Source organism: Microbulbifer okhotskensis, assembly GCF_023895975.1.
In the GTDB taxonomy this organism is placed as follows: Bacteria; Pseudomonadota; Gammaproteobacteria; order Pseudomonadales; family Cellvibrionaceae; genus Microbulbifer; species Microbulbifer okhotskensis.
The window spans coordinates 1-3,243 of the sequence record NZ_JALBWM010000211.1 but is presented as its reverse complement, the minus strand read 5'-3'; the positions used below and the strand labels follow the sequence as shown (position 1 = coordinate 3,243).

Sequence of the window (3,243 nt, the reverse complement as noted above, 5' to 3'; positions counted from 1 at the left end):
TAGGGAACCGCCCATTGCGGACCCGCATGATGGGTGGTGTGGGGGCCGGTAGCTAAAAACTACCGGCAACCCGATTTATGTTTTTTAGTCGGGTGTGTATTCATATCTCTCATATCGATTTTTAAAAAACTCTTCCATAGTTTCTGTTGTTTCGAATAGTTGGGACCAAACTTCATATCCGTCGATTAATGGGTCTCCGTCCTGGATATATAATTCTTTACTTGGATGGATTGCAAGATCAGCTCTATCATCACATTTCGAATACTCTTCTACTTCCGCATCTGCTTTTTCGAATGCCTCTTCAGCCGACTCTCCACTGAATACTACTGTCCTTTCTTCAAATACATTTTTTCCATCTTCTTTAATGCCAAAATGAAATATTGTCCGTACTGCAAACCATTTCATAGTTAGCTATTCCTCAAGAAACATAACGCCGCCATAACCGGCAGCCGGAGAACAGCGTAGGCTGTCCGGCGCCAATAGGCGCGAAGTTAATGGCTTTGTTAGGTTTGCTCACAGCCTAAGCCCATTTTTTTAATAAGTACCCACCCACCATAGGTGAGCAACACATACCCATAACCGTAAACCAACGCAAAGCCCCAAAGTATTGCGATTGATGCAATGGTTTGAAGAAAGCCACCTGGGGAACCGCTAACAAATGGCACTATTATTAATAGTGGCAAGAACAACAATGGTGCAAGCCACATGGCCTTTTTAATTTCACTATCTGAGCGTGATTTAGACCACGCAAACGCTAAGGCCACAAACAGGGCATAGGGAATGCCCGCGAATACAATTGAAAACACAGTAAAGAAAACTAGTTCGTTCTTTACTCCGAACCCAGTTGTAAACGCTAATGCCGCTGCAATCCCTCCGATAAGGTAAGGAAAAAACAGTGCTATACGAAAATATTTCCCAAAGCTCATAGAAACCTAACGCCGTGCGCACAGGCGAGGAACGCAGTGACGAGTCCTATTGTGCCGCATCTTGGTACGCCCAGCATGGAGGTGAACTAATGGGGTGAAAGTCCCCTGTAGGAAGATCACCGTTTAATGGGTTCCATTAAATGCTAACTACTAGCGAATGGCAACTGCAGTACCGTGAGGTCTTGTGGGGAGGAAGCCGCTAGCAAAACTACGAGCTGACGAACAGAAACATCATATAAGGCTTAGCCTGGAGGCGAGGTGGCCAAGGACACCGAAGCCGTGTGATCTAATGGGTAGAGTCAATGCAGACGGCATAGTAGCCAAATGCCAGGATTAATACCTTGGACACGGTGAAGGCCTGAACCTAAATCCACGAGCTAAAAGACAGGGCTAGCCTACCGATATGTTTCCAGTCGGCTAAAGTTGAGGTGGCGCACTGCCATGATACTTAACTCAAATGAAGATCTGCTCGATACTATCCTCAGCAAAGAAAATCTCAATGCTGCATGGAAACACGTTCGAAGCAATAAAGGTGCAGCAGGCATTGATGGGATTACCGTTGATGATTTTGTGCAGCACTTCAAGGCAGTTGGCGATGAAATTATCGAAGCCATTCGGCAAGGTCATTACCAGCCGCTGCCTGTTAGACGCGTCTACATTCGCAAGTCAGACGGTGGTCAGCGAGGGCTAGGGATACCTACGATTTTTGATCGTGTTATTCAGCAAGCTATCGCGCAAATCATCAACCCTATTTTCGATGTGACTTTTTCAGAGTTTAGCTATGGCTTCCGGCCAAAGCGATCACAGCATCACGCGGTGAAAAATCTACAAAAGTATATCGGGGGTGGCAAGCGAATAGCGGTGGATGTCGATCTATCTAAGTTCTTCGACCGGGTGAATCATGACTTCCTCATGAGCTTATTCGGCCAAAGAATTAGCGATAAGCGTTTACTCAAACTGATCGCAAGCTACTTGCGCGTAGGAAGTGTAGAAGATGGATGTTGGAAAGCTTGTCATGAGGGAGTGCCACAAGGTGGCCCTTTATCGCCGCTGCTCTCCAATATTGTACTCGACCTGCTCGACAAAGAGCTGGAAAAACGCCGACACAATTTCGTCCGCTATGCGGACGATTTTGTGATTGTCGTTTCCTCTAAACGCGCGGGTGAACGGGTAATGGCCAGTATTAAACGCTTTGTTGAGCGCAAGCTTAAACTCAAAGTTAACGATACTAAAAGCCAAGTAGTTCCTGTAAGCCGTTGTAAGTTCCTGGGCTTCTCTTTTCGCGGTGCAAGGCTTGTCTGGCATGATAAGTCCCTACTTCAATTTAAATACCGCGTCCGCCAGATTACAGGGCGATCTCGTGGTATTTCGATGGAAAAGAAACTGAAAGAACTTACCGTATACCTCCGTGGCTGGATCAACTATTTTGGGATAGCGCAAGGCTATCAAAAATGTATAAATCTTGACTGCTGGATACGGCGGCGATTAAGGATGAGCTATTGGAAGAATTGGCGCAGAGTGAGAACGAAAGTTCGAAATCTACTGCGTATGGGTGTGAGTGAATCGCTGGCAGTCACCTGCGGTTCGTCCGGTAAAAGTTACTGGCGAAACGCAAAGACCGAAGGTATTCATATTGCACTCAACAATGAGTTTTTCCAAAAGATGGGGTTGATCTCGTTACGTGATCGTTGGGTGGAAATTCATTACGGATAGGGAACCGCTCATTGCGGACCCGCACGATGGGTGGTGTGGGGGCCGGTAGGTAAAAACTACCGGCTACCCGATTTAGCCCTATTTCTCATAATTCTCGGGATACTCTTTTAATAAGCCCCACTTTAATTTTGGTAACGCAACTAAATCACTAAATATTTTTTTAACATCTTTATAGCTTCTTAGCGATAAATATTCGAGGTTAATAAGACCTAATACTGGACTGTAGTCAGCACTAGATAGGCGTACAGTGAGAAATCTAAAATACCGCAAATTTGTCATATCTTTCAGAAAGTCTATGTTGTCGACTTTAATATACTGCGGGCCCATACCATTACCACAAATAGTTAGACTTTCGAGATTTCTTAACTTTATTAGACAAGAATAATCTTTAACCTTTTGGAAGTTTTCAACGTATAAGCCTTTTAATCCTGATAATTCGCTAATCGGGTCTACTGATTCAGCGGCAGCACTAGAGCCAATATAAAGAAGCTCTAATTTTTTTAAATTTACTATTTGCTAGATTGCCAACATAAGCGACACACGCTTACTCACTAGAAATTCCAGCGGGCTCCAATAATTTAACATTTTTCTTGGGCGGGCATTA

3 protein-coding genes are annotated in these 3,243 nt (G+C 44.6%); 1 reads left to right on the top strand and 2 read right to left on the bottom strand.

The features are described 5' to 3' along the window. Positions 1-84: 84 nt before the first annotated feature. Together MO867_RS21175 and MO867_RS21170 are read right to left on the bottom strand one after the other, a co-directional pair. Positions 85-405: a DUF4288 domain-containing protein gene (locus MO867_RS21175; protein ID WP_252472816.1), complete on the bottom strand. Its 321-nt coding sequence runs from the start codon at positions 403-405 to the stop codon at positions 85-87. Between the two features lie 98 nt (positions 406-503). Then, entirely contained in the window at positions 504-926 is a 423-nt protein-coding gene (locus MO867_RS21170; RefSeq protein WP_252472815.1) for a hypothetical protein, read from the bottom strand. A 441-nt stretch (positions 927-1,367) separates the two neighbouring features. Between MO867_RS21170 and ltrA the strand changes: the two genes are divergently transcribed. Then, on the top strand, positions 1,368-2,639 hold the full coding sequence (gene ltrA / locus MO867_RS21165; protein WP_252472813.1) for a group II intron reverse transcriptase/maturase: 1,272 nt from the start codon (positions 1,368-1,370) through the stop codon (positions 2,637-2,639). Positions 2,640-3,243 lie beyond the last annotated feature (604 nt).

Coding starts and splice junctions, on each gene's coding strand:
- MO867_RS21170 (WP_252472815.1), bottom strand. CDS start 926: ATGAGCTTTGGGAAATATTTTCGTATAGCACTGTTTTTTCCTTACCTT.
- MO867_RS21175 (WP_252472816.1), bottom strand. CDS start 405: ATGAAATGGTTTGCAGTACGGACAATATTTCATTTTGGCATTAAAGAA.
- ltrA (WP_252472813.1), top strand. CDS start 1,368: ATGATACTTAACTCAAATGAAGATCTGCTCGATACTATCCTCAGCAAA.